Annotated in this window: 12 protein-coding genes; 8 read left to right on the forward strand and 4 right to left on the reverse strand. The window is 54.7% G+C overall.

Annotated features, from left to right (window positions below):
* Nucleotide 1 precedes the first annotated feature (1 nt).
* On the forward strand, nucleotides 2-1,414 hold the full coding sequence (locus OEU85_RS12255) for a M48 family metalloprotease (protein WP_262691767.1): 1,413 nt from the start codon (nucleotides 2-4) through the stop codon (nucleotides 1,412-1,414).
* Nucleotides 1,415-1,445: 31 nt separating this feature from the next.
* Nucleotides 1,446-2,198 (forward strand): DsbA family protein, encoded by a 753-nt coding sequence (locus tag OEU85_RS12260; RefSeq protein WP_262691768.1) that lies wholly within the window; start codon nucleotides 1,446-1,448, stop codon nucleotides 2,196-2,198.
* A gap of 55 nt (nucleotides 2,199-2,253) precedes the next feature.
* Here the strand turns inward: OEU85_RS12260 and thiS are convergent, their stop codons facing one another.
* On the reverse strand, nucleotides 2,254-3,243 hold the full coding sequence (gene thiS, locus OEU85_RS12265; protein ID WP_317277425.1) for a sulfur carrier protein ThiS: 990 nt from the start codon (nucleotides 3,241-3,243) through the stop codon (nucleotides 2,254-2,256).
* 154 nt (nucleotides 3,244-3,397) lie between these two features.
* On the opposite strand from thiS, the gene aroQ reads away from it, so the two are divergent.
* From aroQ to aat, 4 genes are read left to right on the forward strand one after another with little or no spacing between them, the layout of a single operon-like run.
* Complete coding sequence (gene aroQ, locus OEU85_RS12275; RefSeq protein ID WP_394805420.1) at nucleotides 3,398-3,838, forward strand: type II 3-dehydroquinate dehydratase; 441 nt, start codon at nucleotides 3,398-3,400, stop codon at nucleotides 3,836-3,838.
* 30 nt (nucleotides 3,839-3,868) lie between these two features.
* Nucleotides 3,869-4,342 (forward strand): acetyl-CoA carboxylase biotin carboxyl carrier protein, encoded by a 474-nt coding sequence (gene accB / locus OEU85_RS12280; RefSeq protein ID WP_262691770.1) that lies wholly within the window; start codon nucleotides 3,869-3,871, stop codon nucleotides 4,340-4,342.
* Nucleotides 4,343-4,354: 12 nt separating this feature from the next.
* Nucleotides 4,355-5,704, forward strand: coding sequence for an acetyl-CoA carboxylase biotin carboxylase subunit (gene accC, locus OEU85_RS12285; RefSeq protein WP_262691771.1), 1,350 nt, complete (start codon nucleotides 4,355-4,357; stop codon nucleotides 5,702-5,704).
* A gap of 15 nt (nucleotides 5,705-5,719) precedes the next feature.
* Nucleotides 5,720-6,379, forward strand: coding sequence for a leucyl/phenylalanyl-tRNA--protein transferase (gene aat, locus OEU85_RS12290; protein WP_262691772.1), 660 nt, complete (start codon nucleotides 5,720-5,722; stop codon nucleotides 6,377-6,379).
* Here the strand turns inward: aat and OEU85_RS12295 are convergent.
* From OEU85_RS12295 to OEU85_RS12305, 3 genes are read right to left on the reverse strand one after another with little or no spacing between them, the layout of a single operon-like run.
* The gene (locus tag OEU85_RS12295; RefSeq protein WP_262691773.1) at nucleotides 6,316-6,762 is read right to left on the reverse strand and encodes a DUF2155 domain-containing protein; all 447 of its coding nucleotides are present in this window, start codon (nucleotides 6,760-6,762) and stop codon (nucleotides 6,316-6,318) included. The two genes, aat and OEU85_RS12295, sit on opposite strands and share 64 nt — an antisense overlap.
* A complete protein-coding gene (mlaD, locus tag OEU85_RS12300; protein ID WP_262691774.1) occupies nucleotides 6,743-7,201 on the reverse strand; it encodes an outer membrane lipid asymmetry maintenance protein MlaD in 459 nt (152 codons plus the stop codon). Before mlaD ends, OEU85_RS12295 begins: the two co-directional genes overlap by 20 nt.
* Before the next feature lie 47 nt (nucleotides 7,202-7,248).
* Nucleotides 7,249-7,647 (reverse strand): NADH:ubiquinone oxidoreductase subunit NDUFA12, encoded by a 399-nt coding sequence (locus OEU85_RS12305; protein WP_262691775.1) that lies wholly within the window; start codon nucleotides 7,645-7,647, stop codon nucleotides 7,249-7,251.
* A 508-nt stretch (nucleotides 7,648-8,155) separates the two neighbouring features.
* Between OEU85_RS12305 and OEU85_RS12310 the strand changes: the two genes are divergently transcribed.
* Nucleotides 8,156-11,824: a vitamin B12-dependent ribonucleotide reductase gene (locus OEU85_RS12310; RefSeq protein WP_262691776.1), complete on the forward strand. Its 3,669-nt coding sequence runs from the start codon at nucleotides 8,156-8,158 to the stop codon at nucleotides 11,822-11,824.
* Between the two features lie 241 nt (nucleotides 11,825-12,065).
* Complete coding sequence (locus OEU85_RS12315) at nucleotides 12,066-13,832, forward strand: putative bifunctional diguanylate cyclase/phosphodiesterase (protein ID WP_262691777.1); 1,767 nt, start codon at nucleotides 12,066-12,068, stop codon at nucleotides 13,830-13,832.
* The last annotated feature ends 55 nt before the right edge of the window (nucleotides 13,833-13,887 follow it).

The following is a 13,887-nucleotide window of genomic DNA, read 5'->3' on the forward strand; positions in this document are numbered from 1 at the left end:
CGTGACATGTAAACAGATTCTGGCCTCGGTTCTTATGTTACTTATCCTGCCGTTCTCTGCGGCACGGGCACAGTCAATCCTGCGGGATGCAGAGACAGAAGCCTTTCTGCATGAGGTCTCGGATCCGATTTTTATCGCCGCTGGCCTTAACCCAAAGTCAGTGCACCTTTATCTTTTGCATGACAATTCCATCAACGCTTTTGTCACGGGTGGTCAAAATATCTTCATCCACTCGGGGCTTATTCTCGCCGCTAATGACGTAAACGAGTTTCTGGGCGTCATGGCCCACGAGACATGCCATATCGCCTGTGGCCACAGGGTAAGAACCGCTGACGCTGCCGGTATCGCCGGCACCACCTCCATTCTTTCGATGGTGCTTGGTGCCGCGGCGATCCTTGCTGGCGGCGCGGATGCCGGTATGGGGATCATGATGGCGGGCCAGTCAATGGCTCAGGGGCAATTTCTGGCCTACAGCCGAGGGCAGGAAAGTGAGGCCGACCTCGCCGGCGCCAAATACCTGGAGAAGGCGCATATTCCCGGCGAAGGCATGATCGCTTTTTTCGAAAAACTGCGTGATCAGGAAATCCTGGCGCAGGTTCGCCAGGACCCATATGTCCGCAGCCACCCCCTAAACCGCACCCGAATCATGCAACTTCAGGAAGCTGTCGAGACAAGCCCTTATGCCGGGCAGGCCCCCGATCCGGTAATGAACGAGAAGTTCAACCGGCTAAAGGCAAAGCTCGAGGGGTATCTCTTCGAGCCGCGTCGGACGCTCAGGGATTATCCGTTGACAGACACAAGTGCATCCGGCCGGTATGCCCGGGTCTATGCCTACCATAAGGCGCTGGAATGGGATGCCGCGCTCAAGGAAGCCGATGCGTTGATTGAGATGGAACCCAACAATCCGTATTTTTATGAAATCAAGGGGCAGATCCTTTTTGAGAACGGCCATGTCGACCAAAGCCTGCCCGTATTCAAGAAAGCGGTAGCTCTCGCGCCTAAAGAACCGCTGATATCTACGGCGCTTGGTCAGGCCATGGTATCGACAGAGGACGATACCCTAATGGCACAGGCCATTCCAATTCTCGAAGACGCGACCCGGCAGGACCGGGGCAACAGCTTTGCATGGTTCAATCTCGCCAAGGCATATGCTTGGGTTGGGCGGGAGGCGGACGCAAGTCTGGCCACCGCTGAGCGCTTCTATTCCGCAGGCGCCCCGATGCAGGCAGTCATGCATGCACAGCGCGCCATGCAAGCCTTCGACGAAGGCACGCCGGAATGGCTTCGGGCACAGGATATTCTTTATGTCTCGGAAGAAGCCGCTGAAAAAATGCGTAAATATCAGGAAAAGCGCCGCCGCGAGCAAGATCGTCGGCGGTTTGAGGGCGCAGCCTTCTACGGTAGCCCTTCTTAAAGACGTCTAAAAACAGAAAGACACATACCCTATGGTCAAAAAACTGATTCTTGCGGCTGCATTGACCGCGACTGCTTCCCCTGCCCTTATGGCACAGCCTCAGGATATCGACCCGGTTGAACGTAAAAAAATTGAATCGGTGGTGCAGGACTATCTGATGGAACATCCTGAGGTCATCATGCAGGCAGTGGGGGAGTTGCAACGCAGGCAAACCCTTGCCCAAATGCTGCCCGCCATCGAGATGTACCGCAGCTACCTCGAGGAAGATGCTGGCGCAGCCGTGCTCGGCAACCCCAACGGTGATGTAACAATTGTCGAGTTTTTCGACTACCGCTGTGGTTATTGCCGCCGCCATTTCCCTGATGTCATGAAACTTGTTGAGGGCGATGGCAATATTCGCCTGTTGCCCAAACAATTTCCTATTCTCGACAGCCCGGATGCCAAACCTTTGTCTCTGCTCACTGCCAAAGCTGCCCTCGCGGCCCAAAAACAAGGCAAGTTTGCCGCGTTTCACAAGGCAATGATGACGTCCGGCGCACAGGTAACGGAAGAATCAATCTATCAGGTTGCCTCAAGCGTTGGTCTTGATGTAGCCATGCTGAAGGCCGACATGGCGGACAAGCTAATTGAAAAACGAATCAAAAACACGCTCGCCATCGGACAGGACATCGGGTTCTCGGGCACACCGGGTTATATAATTGGCAAGGATGTTGTCCTTGGTGCCGAGGGCTATGGTCGGCTCAAGCAAGCGGTCGATCGCGCGCGGGCTGAGATGGGTAAATAAGGTCTCCGTGCGAACACCCAAAGAAAAGGCCGCTTGAGGCGGCCTTTTTTTGTATCTAGATCAAGCCTGACAATGGTGAACTCGGGTCTGCATACCGTTTTTTCGGCATACGCCCGGCAAGATAGGCCAGCCTGCCGCCTTCGACAGCCAGCTTCATGGCCCGCGCCATTTCCACCGGCTTTCTAGCTTCCGCGATCGCCGTGTTCATCAACACACCGTCACAGCCAAGTTCCATCGCGACAGCGGCATCAGACGCCGTGCCAACGCCAGCGTCGACAAGGACAGGCACCTTAGCCTGCTCAATCATCAGACGAATTTGCACCGGATTTTGGATACCAAGCCCAGAGCCAATCGGGGCGCCAAGCGGCATGATCGCAACACACCCCATATCCTCCAGCCGCTTGGCGGCTATCGGATCATCGGAACAGTATACCATGACCTTGAACCCATCCTTGATCAGCGCTTCTGCCGCCGGGAAAGTTTCCATCATATTGGGATAAAGGGTTTTCTGGTCACCCAGCACTTCAAGCTTCACAAGATCCCAGCCCCCGGCTTCACGCGCCAGCCTGAGCGTACGCACCGCACTGTCGGCGTCAAAACAGCCTGCGGTGTTTGGTAGGTACGTAATTTTCCTGGGGTCAAGATAATCGACCAGCATCGGCTGGTTTGGGTCAGACACATTCACCCGGCGCACCGCAACCGTCACGATTTCAGCGCCAGATGCTTCTACAGCCTGCGCCGTTTCCTCAAAATCCTTGTATTTGCCGGTTCCCACGATCAGGCGGGAGCTATATTTTTTCCCCGCTAGAGTCCATGTATCTGTCGAGTTTGTCACGTCGGTGTTTCCTCCGCCGATAAAATGTACGATTTCCAGTTGGTCGCCGCTCTCAAGCGTGACGTCGCCATAGGTGGACTTGGGTACGATCTCGCGGTTTCGCTCAACAGCAACCTTTGCCGGGTTAATGCCGGTGCCCTCAAGAAAAGCGGTAAGCGAAAGGCCTTCATCAAGCCTTTTTTTGTCGCCATTTACGGTAACACTGATCACGATACGCCTGTCCTCTTGTGCAACTGTGGCACTGGTCGTGTGATTTTCCGCGAAGAAACTTGTTCTTGCGGCTTTGCATGCCATGCATATGGCATTATACAGGGGGCATCAAGCGATCTGTCGAAACATTGGATCCGAATTTATGAGTGCAAGCATGCCGACAATGATCATGGTCCTGAACGGACCGAATCTCAATCTGCTCGGCAGCCGGGAGCCAGAGACATACGGCACCCTCACCCTTCCAGAGATTGGCAGCATGAGCAAAGACCATGCTGCCAAGCTGGGGTTCGATATCGATTTTCGCCAAAGCAACCATGAAGGTACGCTTGTGGACTGGATTCAGGAAGGTGGCGACAGTGCACACGGCATTATATTAAATGCTGGCGCCTACACCCACACTTCCATTGCGATCCGGGACGCAATCGCTGCAATTAAAACACCCGTTATTGAAGTGCATCTATCCAACGTATTCGCGCGGGAGGCATTCCGTCATCACTCTTGTATCTCCGAGGTATCGGAAGGGGTGATATGCGGTTTTGGCGCCACAGGATATGTGCTTGCGATTGACGCGATAGCGAGTATGCTGCGCGCCTGATAACGTTAGAGGGGTTAAGGGCCTTATTACATGTCTAAAATCAAAGATTATAAAGAACTTATCCGTGAACTTGCCGAGCTTCTCGACAAATCCACCCTATCGGAAATCGAAGTTGAAGAAGAAGATTTCCGCATCCGTGTTGCCCGTGAAGTGCCGAGCAACGTCAATTACACATCCGCAGCCCCTGCTGTAGCGCATGCAGCGGCACCGGTGGCCGCAGCGCCAGCCGCTGCAGCGCCCGCGCCGGTCGCCGCCAACCCGGCAGACCACCCCGGGGCTGTCCCCGCACCGATGGTCGGTACGGCTTATACCGCGCCAACACCAGGCGCTGATCCCTTCATTCAGGTGGGTGATACCGTCAAGGAAGGCGACACGCTTCTGATTATCGAAGCCATGAAGGTTATGAACCAGATCGCGGCACCCAAATCCGGCAAGGTGAAAGAGATTTTCTTCGCCGATGCACAGCCGGTCGAATTTGGTGAAACCCTCTGCATCATCGAATAGGGGCAGCACCAAATGTTTGAAAAAGTCCTTATCGCCAACCGCGGTGAAATCGCACTGAGAATTCACCGCGCCTGTCATGAGATGGGTATCAAGACGGTTGCTGTCCATTCCACGGCCGATAGCGAAGCCATGCACGTGCGTCTTGCGGATGAAAGCGTCTGCATTGGACCACCATCTTCCGGCCAGAGTTACCTCAACATACCGGCAATCATTTCAGCGGCCGAGATCACCGGGGCGAATGCCATTCATCCGGGCTACGGATTCCTGTCTGAGAACGCCCGTTTCGCCGAGATCGTCGGCGAACACGAAATTGCGTTTATCGGTCCGTCGCCCGAACATATCCGCATGATGGGGGACAAGATCACCGCCAAGGAAACGGTGAAAAAACTGGGTATTCCAGTGGTTCCTGGCTCCGCAGGCGGCATCACCGAAGATGACGAGGCCAAACGGGTTTGCGCGGAAATCGGCTATCCTGTCATCATCAAGGCCTCGGCCGGCGGTGGCGGGCGCGGCATGCAGATTGTACGAAATGCCGACGAGCTTTCCCGCAAGTTGCAAACGTGCCGCACCGAAGCCAAGGCGGCCTTCGGCGACGATGCAGTTTATATCGAAAAATTCCTGCAGAAACCGCGTCACATCGAGTTTCAGATTATTGGTGACGGTCACGGCAACTGTATTCACCTTGGTGAACGGGATTGCTCACTGCAGCGCCGTCACCAGAAGGTGCTTGAAGAAGCCCCCTCGCCCGTGATCGATAGTGAAACGCGCGAGCGAATGGGCGGCATTGTCGCCAAAGCCATGGCCAACTTTGGCTATTGTGGCGCTGGCACGATTGAGTTTTTGTATGAGGACGGTGAATTCTACTTCATTGAGATGAACACCCGCCTGCAGGTGGAGCATCCTGTCACCGAAATGATCACCGGTATTGATATTGTGCGCGAGCAGATCCGCGTTGCCTCCGGGGAAAAGCTCTCCTACACGCAGGACATGGTGCGTTTCTTCGGACATGCTATCGAATGCCGCGTAAACGCCGAGCATCCGTTCACATTTGTGCCAAACCCAGGCGATGTTACCCAGTATCACCCACCAGGCGGCCTGAATGTACGCTGCGACAGTGCGGTCTATTCTGGATATCGGATTCCGCCCTACTACGACAGCATGATTGCCAAGCTGATCGTCTCCGGTTACACGCGCGAAGGCTGTCTGCTACGGCTTCGGCGCTCGCTGGAGGAATATGTGATTGACGGCATCGTTACCACGATTCCCCTGCACCAGGCATTGATGGATGATGAGGAATTCAAGGCCGGAGCCTATGATATTCACTGGCTTGAAAAATTCCTTGAGAAACGTAAAGCCGAATAATGTAAATTGGGGGCTATGCCACACGACAGTATATCCCCCAATCTTCTCCTGCAGGCCTATTCGGCCGGTGTTTTCCCCATGGCCGATGGCCGCGCTGATGATGAGCTTTTCTGGGTAGACCCGGAAGAGCGCGGTATTATCCCGCTCGATAACTTTCATGTGTCGCAGTCACTGGCAAAAAAAATTCGTAAAAATCCGTTTGAGGTCCGCGTGGACACGGCATTCCGGGATGTGGTCCGTGCCTGTTCCAAACCTGCGCGGGGCCGTGAAACAACCTGGATCAGCGAACGCATCGAAGCACTATATGCCGAGTTACACAGTAAAAGCTTCGCGCATTCAGTTGAGTGCTGGCAGGACGGTGATCTGGTTGGCGGTCTGTATGGAGTTTCTCTCGCCGGCGCATTTTTTGGCGAAAGCATGTTTCACACCGTCACCGACGCCAGCAAGGTCGCGCTTGCCTATCTGGTGGCGCGTCTGCGGGTCGGAGGGTATAGCCTGCTCGACACCCAGTTCTCCACAAGCCATCTTGCGCAATTTGGCACGATAGAGATACCGCGAGTGGAATATCACGCCCGCTTGCGTGCTGCCCTAGGCCTGCATTTAGCCAACTTTCAGCGGCTGCCGTCTTTGCTCACGGGGGATGACATCTTGCAGTTGATCACCCAGACATCGTAAACTGGGTGCTCCAGCGCATTGAGCGCCGGGCTTGACGCCACCATCCAGCCTTCAAATACGCGTTCACGCACGTCATGCCGTTTAATGTCGTCAATCTCGAGATATGCAAAGGTCTCGGGTGGCTCGATAGGCGGGCGAGTTCGGCAATAGCGAGCCTTCAGGGCAAGGGTACCAAAATGCCCCTCCTCGCCTATAGGCAGCTCGATCTCCGTAATCCGGGCGGTGATTTTATCAAGTGCCCGCAAAACCACAACATTATGCGAGGTATTTTGATCCGCGCTCGCATCGGCTTCAAGGTCCTGCTGTGCGAATGCGGCCGGCCCCAGAGCGACCACGACAAAACACAGGATATGAGCGAAAAAACTATTCCGGTTTCTTGGCATCGGAATCGCCATACATGAACTTGCCGATGAGGCCAATCAGGTCAACGGCGTCCTGCGTTTCAGAAATCTCGTCACCCGGTTCAAGGTTTTCTAGTGACCCGCCGGGGCGCAGGCTCAGGTATGTGCCGCCCAGCAGCCCTTCAGATGTAATTGCCGCAGCGGTATCAAGCGGCAGTTTCACATGCTCGGCGACCGAGAAATGCACAATCGCTTGATAGGTCTTCGGGTCCAGTTCGCTATTCACAATGGAACCGACCTTGATGCCGGAGAGGCGCACATCTGCGCCAACACCCAATCCATCTATGCGGTCAAAGCGGGCTTGGAGGGTATAGCCGCTTGAAACAGCACCGTCCGTCCGTTCGTAAGCGAAGACAAGGAACCAGCCAGCTATCACAAGGACAAGCGCGCCAATCAGACTTTCAACCAAATTACTCGACATAAATATCTTCCGTAATCGCTATCCGCCTGACACTGACCAGGGGCGTCTTATGGACGCCAGGGCTCATAGTCAGATGCTGTAGCGGCCCGTTCACCAACGGCACCCAGCGCGCCTTGCGGAAAATAAGCTTCAGCGGAACCGGTTTTGTTCGGCTGGTGCTCTTTTTCCCATTCTTTTTTCACAAGCGGTGCTTCCGACGGCGGATTTTTCATTGTGTAATGAAGCCAGCCATGCCAATCCGCCGAAACACGCGACGCTTCCACCGGGCCATTCTTGTATATGACCCAGCGCTTGCGGCCGTTCTTTTCCTTATAGTAAACGTTGCCCAGCTCGTCCTCGCCAACTTTTACGCCCTTGCGGTGCGTAAACAAAAGCGTGCCAAACGTGGCGCTGTTCCACCATGTAAAGATGGGAGAGGAAAAGAGTTTCGAAACCAAACCAGCCATAGCGAATTTCCATACTTACTCGGTCAATTTCGGCTCGTGTAGCACGTTTGTTGCGAGAGGAAAAGCAACAAGCTCCCCCCTGCGGCATTTAGTGTGCCAGATCCGTGTCAGGTCCGGGTGCCAGTTTACAGCAAAACCGAGTCGCCAACAGCGCCAGGCTCCTCCGCTTGATGCGATCATTTTTAGGCAAGCTTTATGGACAGATTAAGGCAAAAGCGCCGACTCACGGCTATGCCATGAGTCGAGCAGGTGCCGCTTGTGCCTCTTGTCCTGTCAATCACAATATATAGAAAATTAGGCTTGTGGCCGACGTCTTTTCACCCCTAAACTTGTGGCCAACAAGGGCCAACCCACAACATATTGTGGGCGAAGACAGCGGCATATCATGAATGAGATGGGCTAGAACCAGCGCAAGCCGGGCACATCTTATATGCATGGGCCGCTTTCCTTTTGGCTGAAACAGGGTGCCGGACACCCTGAAGACCGAAAATTCGGGGGAAACAAATACATGCGTATCGAACGCCAATTTACGAAAGATGTGTCTTGCCCATATGCAGGCATGGACTGGCGCACAGCTGTGAGCGAAATCAGGAATCCGGATGGGTCCATCGTCTTTCATATGGACAGTGTCGAGGTGCCGACAAGCTGGAGCCAGGTGGCGACCGATATTATCGCACAGAAATATTTCCGCAAAGCGGGTGTGCCACAGGCACTCAAAGCCGTTGAAGAAAATAATGTGCCTAGCTGGTTATGGCGTCAGAAAGCCGATGACGAAGCCCTCGCAGAATTGCCGAATGAGGAGCGTTACGGCGCGGAAACCAGTGCGAAGCAGGTTTTTGACCGTCTGGCAGGCACATGGACCTACTGGGGATGGAAAGGTGGCTATTTCGACGGTGAAGCCGATGCCCGCACATTCTACGACGAAATGCGCTTCATGCTGGCAAACCAGATGGCGGCCCCGAACAGCCCTCAATGGTTCAACACCGGGCTTTACTGGGCATATGGCATCGACGGCCCTGCTCAGGGCCATCATTATGTGGATTTCGAGACCGGCAAGCTGGTGAAATCCAAAAGCGCCTATGAGCACCCGCAGCCGCATGCGTGTTTTATCCAGAGTGTATCCGATGATCTCGTCAACGACGGGGGCATCATGGACCTCTGGACCCGCGAAGCCCGTCTGTTCAAGTACGGCTCCGGCACAGGCTCAAACTTCTCCAACATTCGCGGTAATGGTGAAGCCCTGTCCGGCGGCGGTAAGTCGTCTGGCCTGATGAGCTTTCTCAAAATTGGCGACCGCGCCGCAGGTGCCATCAAATCTGGTGGCACCACACGCCGTGCCGCCAAGATGGTTGTCGTTGATATCGACCACCCCGATATTGAAGAATTCATAAACTGGAAGGTTGTGGAAGAACAAAAGGTTGCTGCACTTGTTTCAGGTTCAAAATTAAATGAAATTCACCTGAACCGCATCATCAAGGCCTGCCATGACGGCAAAACCGAGATGGGAGATGCAGCGTTTGAGCCCAAGGAAAATAAAGACCTCAAGAAAGAGATCGTCGCCGCACGCAAGGTGATGATTCCCGAAAACTACGTCCAGCGTGTGATCCAGTTTGCCAAGCAGGGTTATACCGCCATTGAGTTCAAGACCTATAATACGGACTGGGATTCGGACGCCTACCTGACTGTTTCGGGGCAGAACTCAAACAACTCCATCCGCGTAAGCGATGACTTCATGCAGGCGATCAAAAACGGTGGCGAGTGGCACCTTACCAGCCGCCGGGATGGCACGGTTACGAAAACGATCAAGGCGGAAGACCTGTGGCGCGACGTGGGCCATGCCGCCTGGGCGTGCGCCGACCCGGGCATCCAGTTCCACACCACAATCAATGACTGGCACACCTGTCCTGCGTCAGGTGATATCCGCGCGTCGAACCCCTGTTCGGAATATATGTTCCTGGACGATACGGCCTGCAACCTCGCGTCCCTGAACCTCATGACCTTCCGCGCCAAGGATGGCGGCTTCAAGGTTGACGGCTTCAAGCACGCAGTGCGCCTATGGACGATGGTGCTGGAAATTTCCGTGCTGATGGCGCAGTTCCCATCCAAGGAAATAGCAAAACTGTCATATGAATTCCGTACGCTTGGCCTCGGTTACGCCAACATTGGCGGCCTTCTGATGAGCCTTGGCCTTGGCTACGACAGCGACAAGGGCCGCGCGCTCTGCGGTGCCATCACTGCACTGATGACCGGTGAAAGCTATGCCACCTCTGCTGAGATGGCGTCTGAGCTTGGTGCATTCCCCGGGTACAAGAAAAACGCCGACCATATGCTGCGTGTTATCCGCAATCATCGCCGCGCGGCTTATGGTCAGGACGATGGCTACGAGAAGCTGAACACAAACCCGGTCCCGCTGGACATCGAAGGTTGCCCGGATAAGGCGGTGGCAATCGCCGCCGCTGAAGCATGGGACCGTGCGCTGGAAATCGGTGAGGAACATGGCTTCCGAAACGCGCAAACGTCCGTGATTGCGCCCACAGGCACTATTGGCCTTGTCATGGACTGCGATACGACCGGCATTGAGCCGGACTTCGCCCTTGTGAAATTCAAAAAGCTGGCCGGCGGTGGGTATTTCAAGATTATCAACCGTATCGTGCCACAGGCACTGACCGTGCTTGGTTATTCCCCGGCACAGCTTGAGGATATCGCGCGCTACGCTGTAGGTCATGGTACACTCAAGGACGCGCCGGCGATTAACCACGCCACACTGCGCGCCAAGGGTTTCGGCGACCGCGAGATTGACCTCGTGGAAGAGCAACTAAAAAATGCGTTTGACATCAAGTTTGTGTTTAACCAGTGGACTCTGGGCACCGACTTCTGCCGTGAGACGCTGGGCATCAGCGAACTTGACCTGAGCGACTTCAACTTTGACCTTCTGGCTGCCATTGGCTTCACCAGGAAAGAAATCAGTGAAGCTAACCTGTTCTGCTGTGGCTCCATGACGCTCGAGGGCGCGCCACATCTGAAAGAGAAGCATTATTCCGTTTTTGACTGCGCCAACGCGTGTGGCAAAGTCGGCAAACGCTTCCTCTCATGGGAAAGCCATATCCGCATGATGGCGGCCGCGCAGCCGTTTATTTCCGGCGCCATTTCCAAAACCATCAACATGCCGAACAATGCGGACGTTGACGACTGCATGGCAGCCTACGAGCTTAGCTGGTCACTGGCACTCAAGGCCAACGCGCTGTACCGCGACGGCTCGAAACTCAGCCAGCCACTAAACTCTTCGCTGCTTGATGACGCAGACCTCGAGGAAGATTTCGACGAAAAATCAATGCCCGAAAAGGCCGAAATCGTTGCCGAACGCATTGTCGAGCGTATTGTGGAAGTTGAACGCGTCGGAGCGGCAAGTCGTAAACGCCTGCCCGAACGCCGCAAGGGCTATACCCAGAAAGCCATTGTCGGTGGCCACAAGGTTTACCTGCGCACCGGCGAATATGATGACGGGTCCGTGGGGGAAATCTTCATCGACATGCACAAGGAAGGTGCCGCCTTCCGCAGCCTGATGAACAATTTTGCCATCGCGATCTCGATCGGCTTGCAGTATGGCGTGCCGCTGGAAGAATTTGTCGATGCCTTCACCTTCACGCGCTTCGAGCCTTTTGGCCGTGTAGAGGGTAACGAAACCATCAAGATGGCAACGTCCCTTCTGGATTATATCTTCCGCGAACTGGCAATCTCCTACCTTGGTAGAGACGACCTTGCCCACGCCACACCTGCTGACTTCGCACCAGACACCACCGGGCGCGGCGACGCAGGCGACGGCTTGCCGCAGCTAGACGATGAAGTGACGGAAGCCCTTGAACGTGTTCAGAAATTTGCAAGTTCCGGTTATGTACGCGGCAGCAATCTTGTTGTCCTTAAAAGCAAAAGCCAAAAAGACGACAAGGAGCTTGAAACCGTTGCCTTAGCCACCGGCACCCACGGTGCCACCAGCAGCGTTTCCATTGGTTCCGCAATGGCTAATGGCGGTACTGACGCGACCGCAGACGCCCGCGTTGCGGCCCGCATGAAAGGCTATGAGGGCGATGCCTGTGGCGAATGCGGAAACTTCACACTGGTTCGCAATGGCACTTGTTTGAAATGCGACACCTGCGGTGGCACAAGCGGCTGTAGCTAAGGCACAGAAGTTTTACCACCCACTAACCCGTCCCAGTGGGTGGTTATCTCGGGGAAGGTCCTGCCTTCCCCCTTTTTTTGTCCGACTTTGATACACTTTGAAATAGATGTGTTGATTTTGTTGTTTTTTTTCCGGTTGCAGGATTATCCTTTACCAAATTTTTACCCTGCGGTGATGAACTGCAGTTTGTGGCTGGGGGTCACAGCATTATAATTTTGGGTATTTCAGGGTGGAGCCGACAGTGGCGGACACACAGAGAAAAAAGGTATCGCCGATTGACGATACCGCAAACGGGGCTGCTCGTACCGCGCGCATCGTCAATACGTCCGCCGTGGTTGAACGGCTTCCTGTTGGCGTTTTGGTGTGCAACGTCACCAGCGCCAATGTGATTGAAGCGCTGTTTGTGAATCATTTCGCCCGCGAGGTGTTCTCACTTCAGGAAACAACCCCCCTTCCCTGCCCGCTTGATACCATCTGGAATTCCGCCGACAACCATGTGCTGTCAGGGCAGATCCTGGAAGTTTTCCGCACAGCCCGCGACACCACATTTGAGTGGAGCATCCGCGCCGGTGTGATTGAACGTTTCCTCTCATCCCATCTGATGCCCTTGCTTGATCATGAAGGCAACGTCTTCCAGGTTATCTGTACCATTGAAGATCAAACCGCCGAGAAACTGGCGGAACGTAACCTGCTGCATCATGCGTTTCATGACGCGTTGACCGGACAGCCCAACAGGGTGCTGTTTCGCAACAAGCTCGAAGAGGCGGTTTCCGACTGCCAGCGCGAAGGGCACCAGACCGGCTGTGCCGTCCTGATCATCAACATTGACCGTTTTCAGCAGATCAATGAAAGCTTCGGCCACAGTGCCGGGGATCGTTTCCTCATTTCAATGGCTTCGACCCTTCGCCGCTGCATCCGAAGCTCTGACACGCTGGCCCGGTTATCAGGCGACGAATTTGCGATCCTTGTTTCCCGCTTCAAGGACGTCGAAGAGGTGGAGATGATCTCCCGCCGTGTGCATGCAGCTATGCAGCAGCCCTATGACCTGGACGGGAACGAGGTATTCACCTCTGTATCAATCGGCGTGGCCACCACGCTTTCAAGTTCTACCCACCCCGAAGACCTGATCCGTGATGCAGACTTCGCGATGCACCGTGCGAAAGGTGCTGGCAAGGCCCGCACAGAGATTTATCACCGGGATTCACACCAGCGCGCGCGTTCCCAGTTTCATCTGGAAACCGAACTCCGCCGCGCCGTTGAGCGAAGCGAACTGGAACTCTATTATCAGCCGATCATTGACCTCAAAACATCGGAGCTACATGGTTTCGAGGGACTGACCCGCTGGTTTCACAAAGAACGCGGTTTTGTTTCACCGGTAGAGTTCATTCCACTTGCGGAAGAAACCGGGGTGATCGTCAACCTTGGCCGCTGGGCCATCAAGGCCGCCTGCCTGCAAATCAAATCCTGGCTTGACGAAATGGGCCCCGAAAAAGCCGTCCCAATCAATGTCAATGTCTCGGGCATTCAGTTTGCGCGCGACAACGTGGCGTCAGTTGTTGAGAAAGCCCTGGAGGAAAGCGGTATCGACGGCCGCTTCCTGCGTATCGAGCTGACGGAAAGCGCCATCATGGCTAACCCCATGCGCATTTCTGAATCGCTGCAACGCATCAGGAAACTGGGCGTGAAGGTCGCCCTTGATGACTTTGGGACCGGCTATTCGTCGCTAAACTACCTCCACCAGTTCCCGATAGACGTGATCAAGATCGACCGCAGTTTCATCAACCAGCTTGAGCGTGGCAATGCGCCATACAAGATCCTTCATATGATTGGCATGCTGGCTGCCAGTCTTGGTCACGAGGTTGTTGCCGAAGGACTGGAAGATATCGACCACATCGAAATGCTGCGCACCCTTGAGTTTGGATTTGGTCAGGGTTTCTATTTCTCAAAACCGATAAAGGGCACTGAAGCCACTCAGATTGTACGCGGCGACCTGCCGTGGTCGAAATAAGACGCGGACGTAAGCGTAACACACAAGCTTGAACTGCACCTTGAACTGCGCGGTG

It is taken from the genome of Kordiimonas aestuarii, assembly GCF_025574465.1.
Taxonomy (GTDB): Bacteria; Pseudomonadota; Alphaproteobacteria; order Sphingomonadales; family Kordiimonadaceae; genus Kordiimonas; species Kordiimonas aestuarii.

Coding starts and splice junctions, on each gene's coding strand:
- OEU85_RS12260 (WP_262691768.1), top strand. CDS start 1,446: ATGGTCAAAAAACTGATTCTTGCGGCTGCATTGACCGCGACTGCTTCC.
- aroQ (WP_394805420.1), top strand. CDS start 3,398: ATGCCGACAATGATCATGGTCCTGAACGGACCGAATCTCAATCTGCTC.
- accB (WP_262691770.1), top strand. CDS start 3,869: ATGTCTAAAATCAAAGATTATAAAGAACTTATCCGTGAACTTGCCGAG.
- accC (WP_262691771.1), top strand. CDS start 4,355: ATGTTTGAAAAAGTCCTTATCGCCAACCGCGGTGAAATCGCACTGAGA.
- aat (WP_262691772.1), top strand. CDS start 5,720: ATGCCACACGACAGTATATCCCCCAATCTTCTCCTGCAGGCCTATTCG.
- OEU85_RS12295 (WP_262691773.1), bottom strand. CDS start 6,762: ATGCCAAGAAACCGGAATAGTTTTTTCGCTCATATCCTGTGTTTTGTC.
- mlaD (WP_262691774.1), bottom strand. CDS start 7,201: ATGTCGAGTAATTTGGTTGAAAGTCTGATTGGCGCGCTTGTCCTTGTG.
- OEU85_RS12305 (WP_262691775.1), bottom strand. CDS start 7,647: ATGGCTGGTTTGGTTTCGAAACTCTTTTCCTCTCCCATCTTTACATGG.
- OEU85_RS12310 (WP_262691776.1), top strand. CDS start 8,156: ATGCGTATCGAACGCCAATTTACGAAAGATGTGTCTTGCCCATATGCA.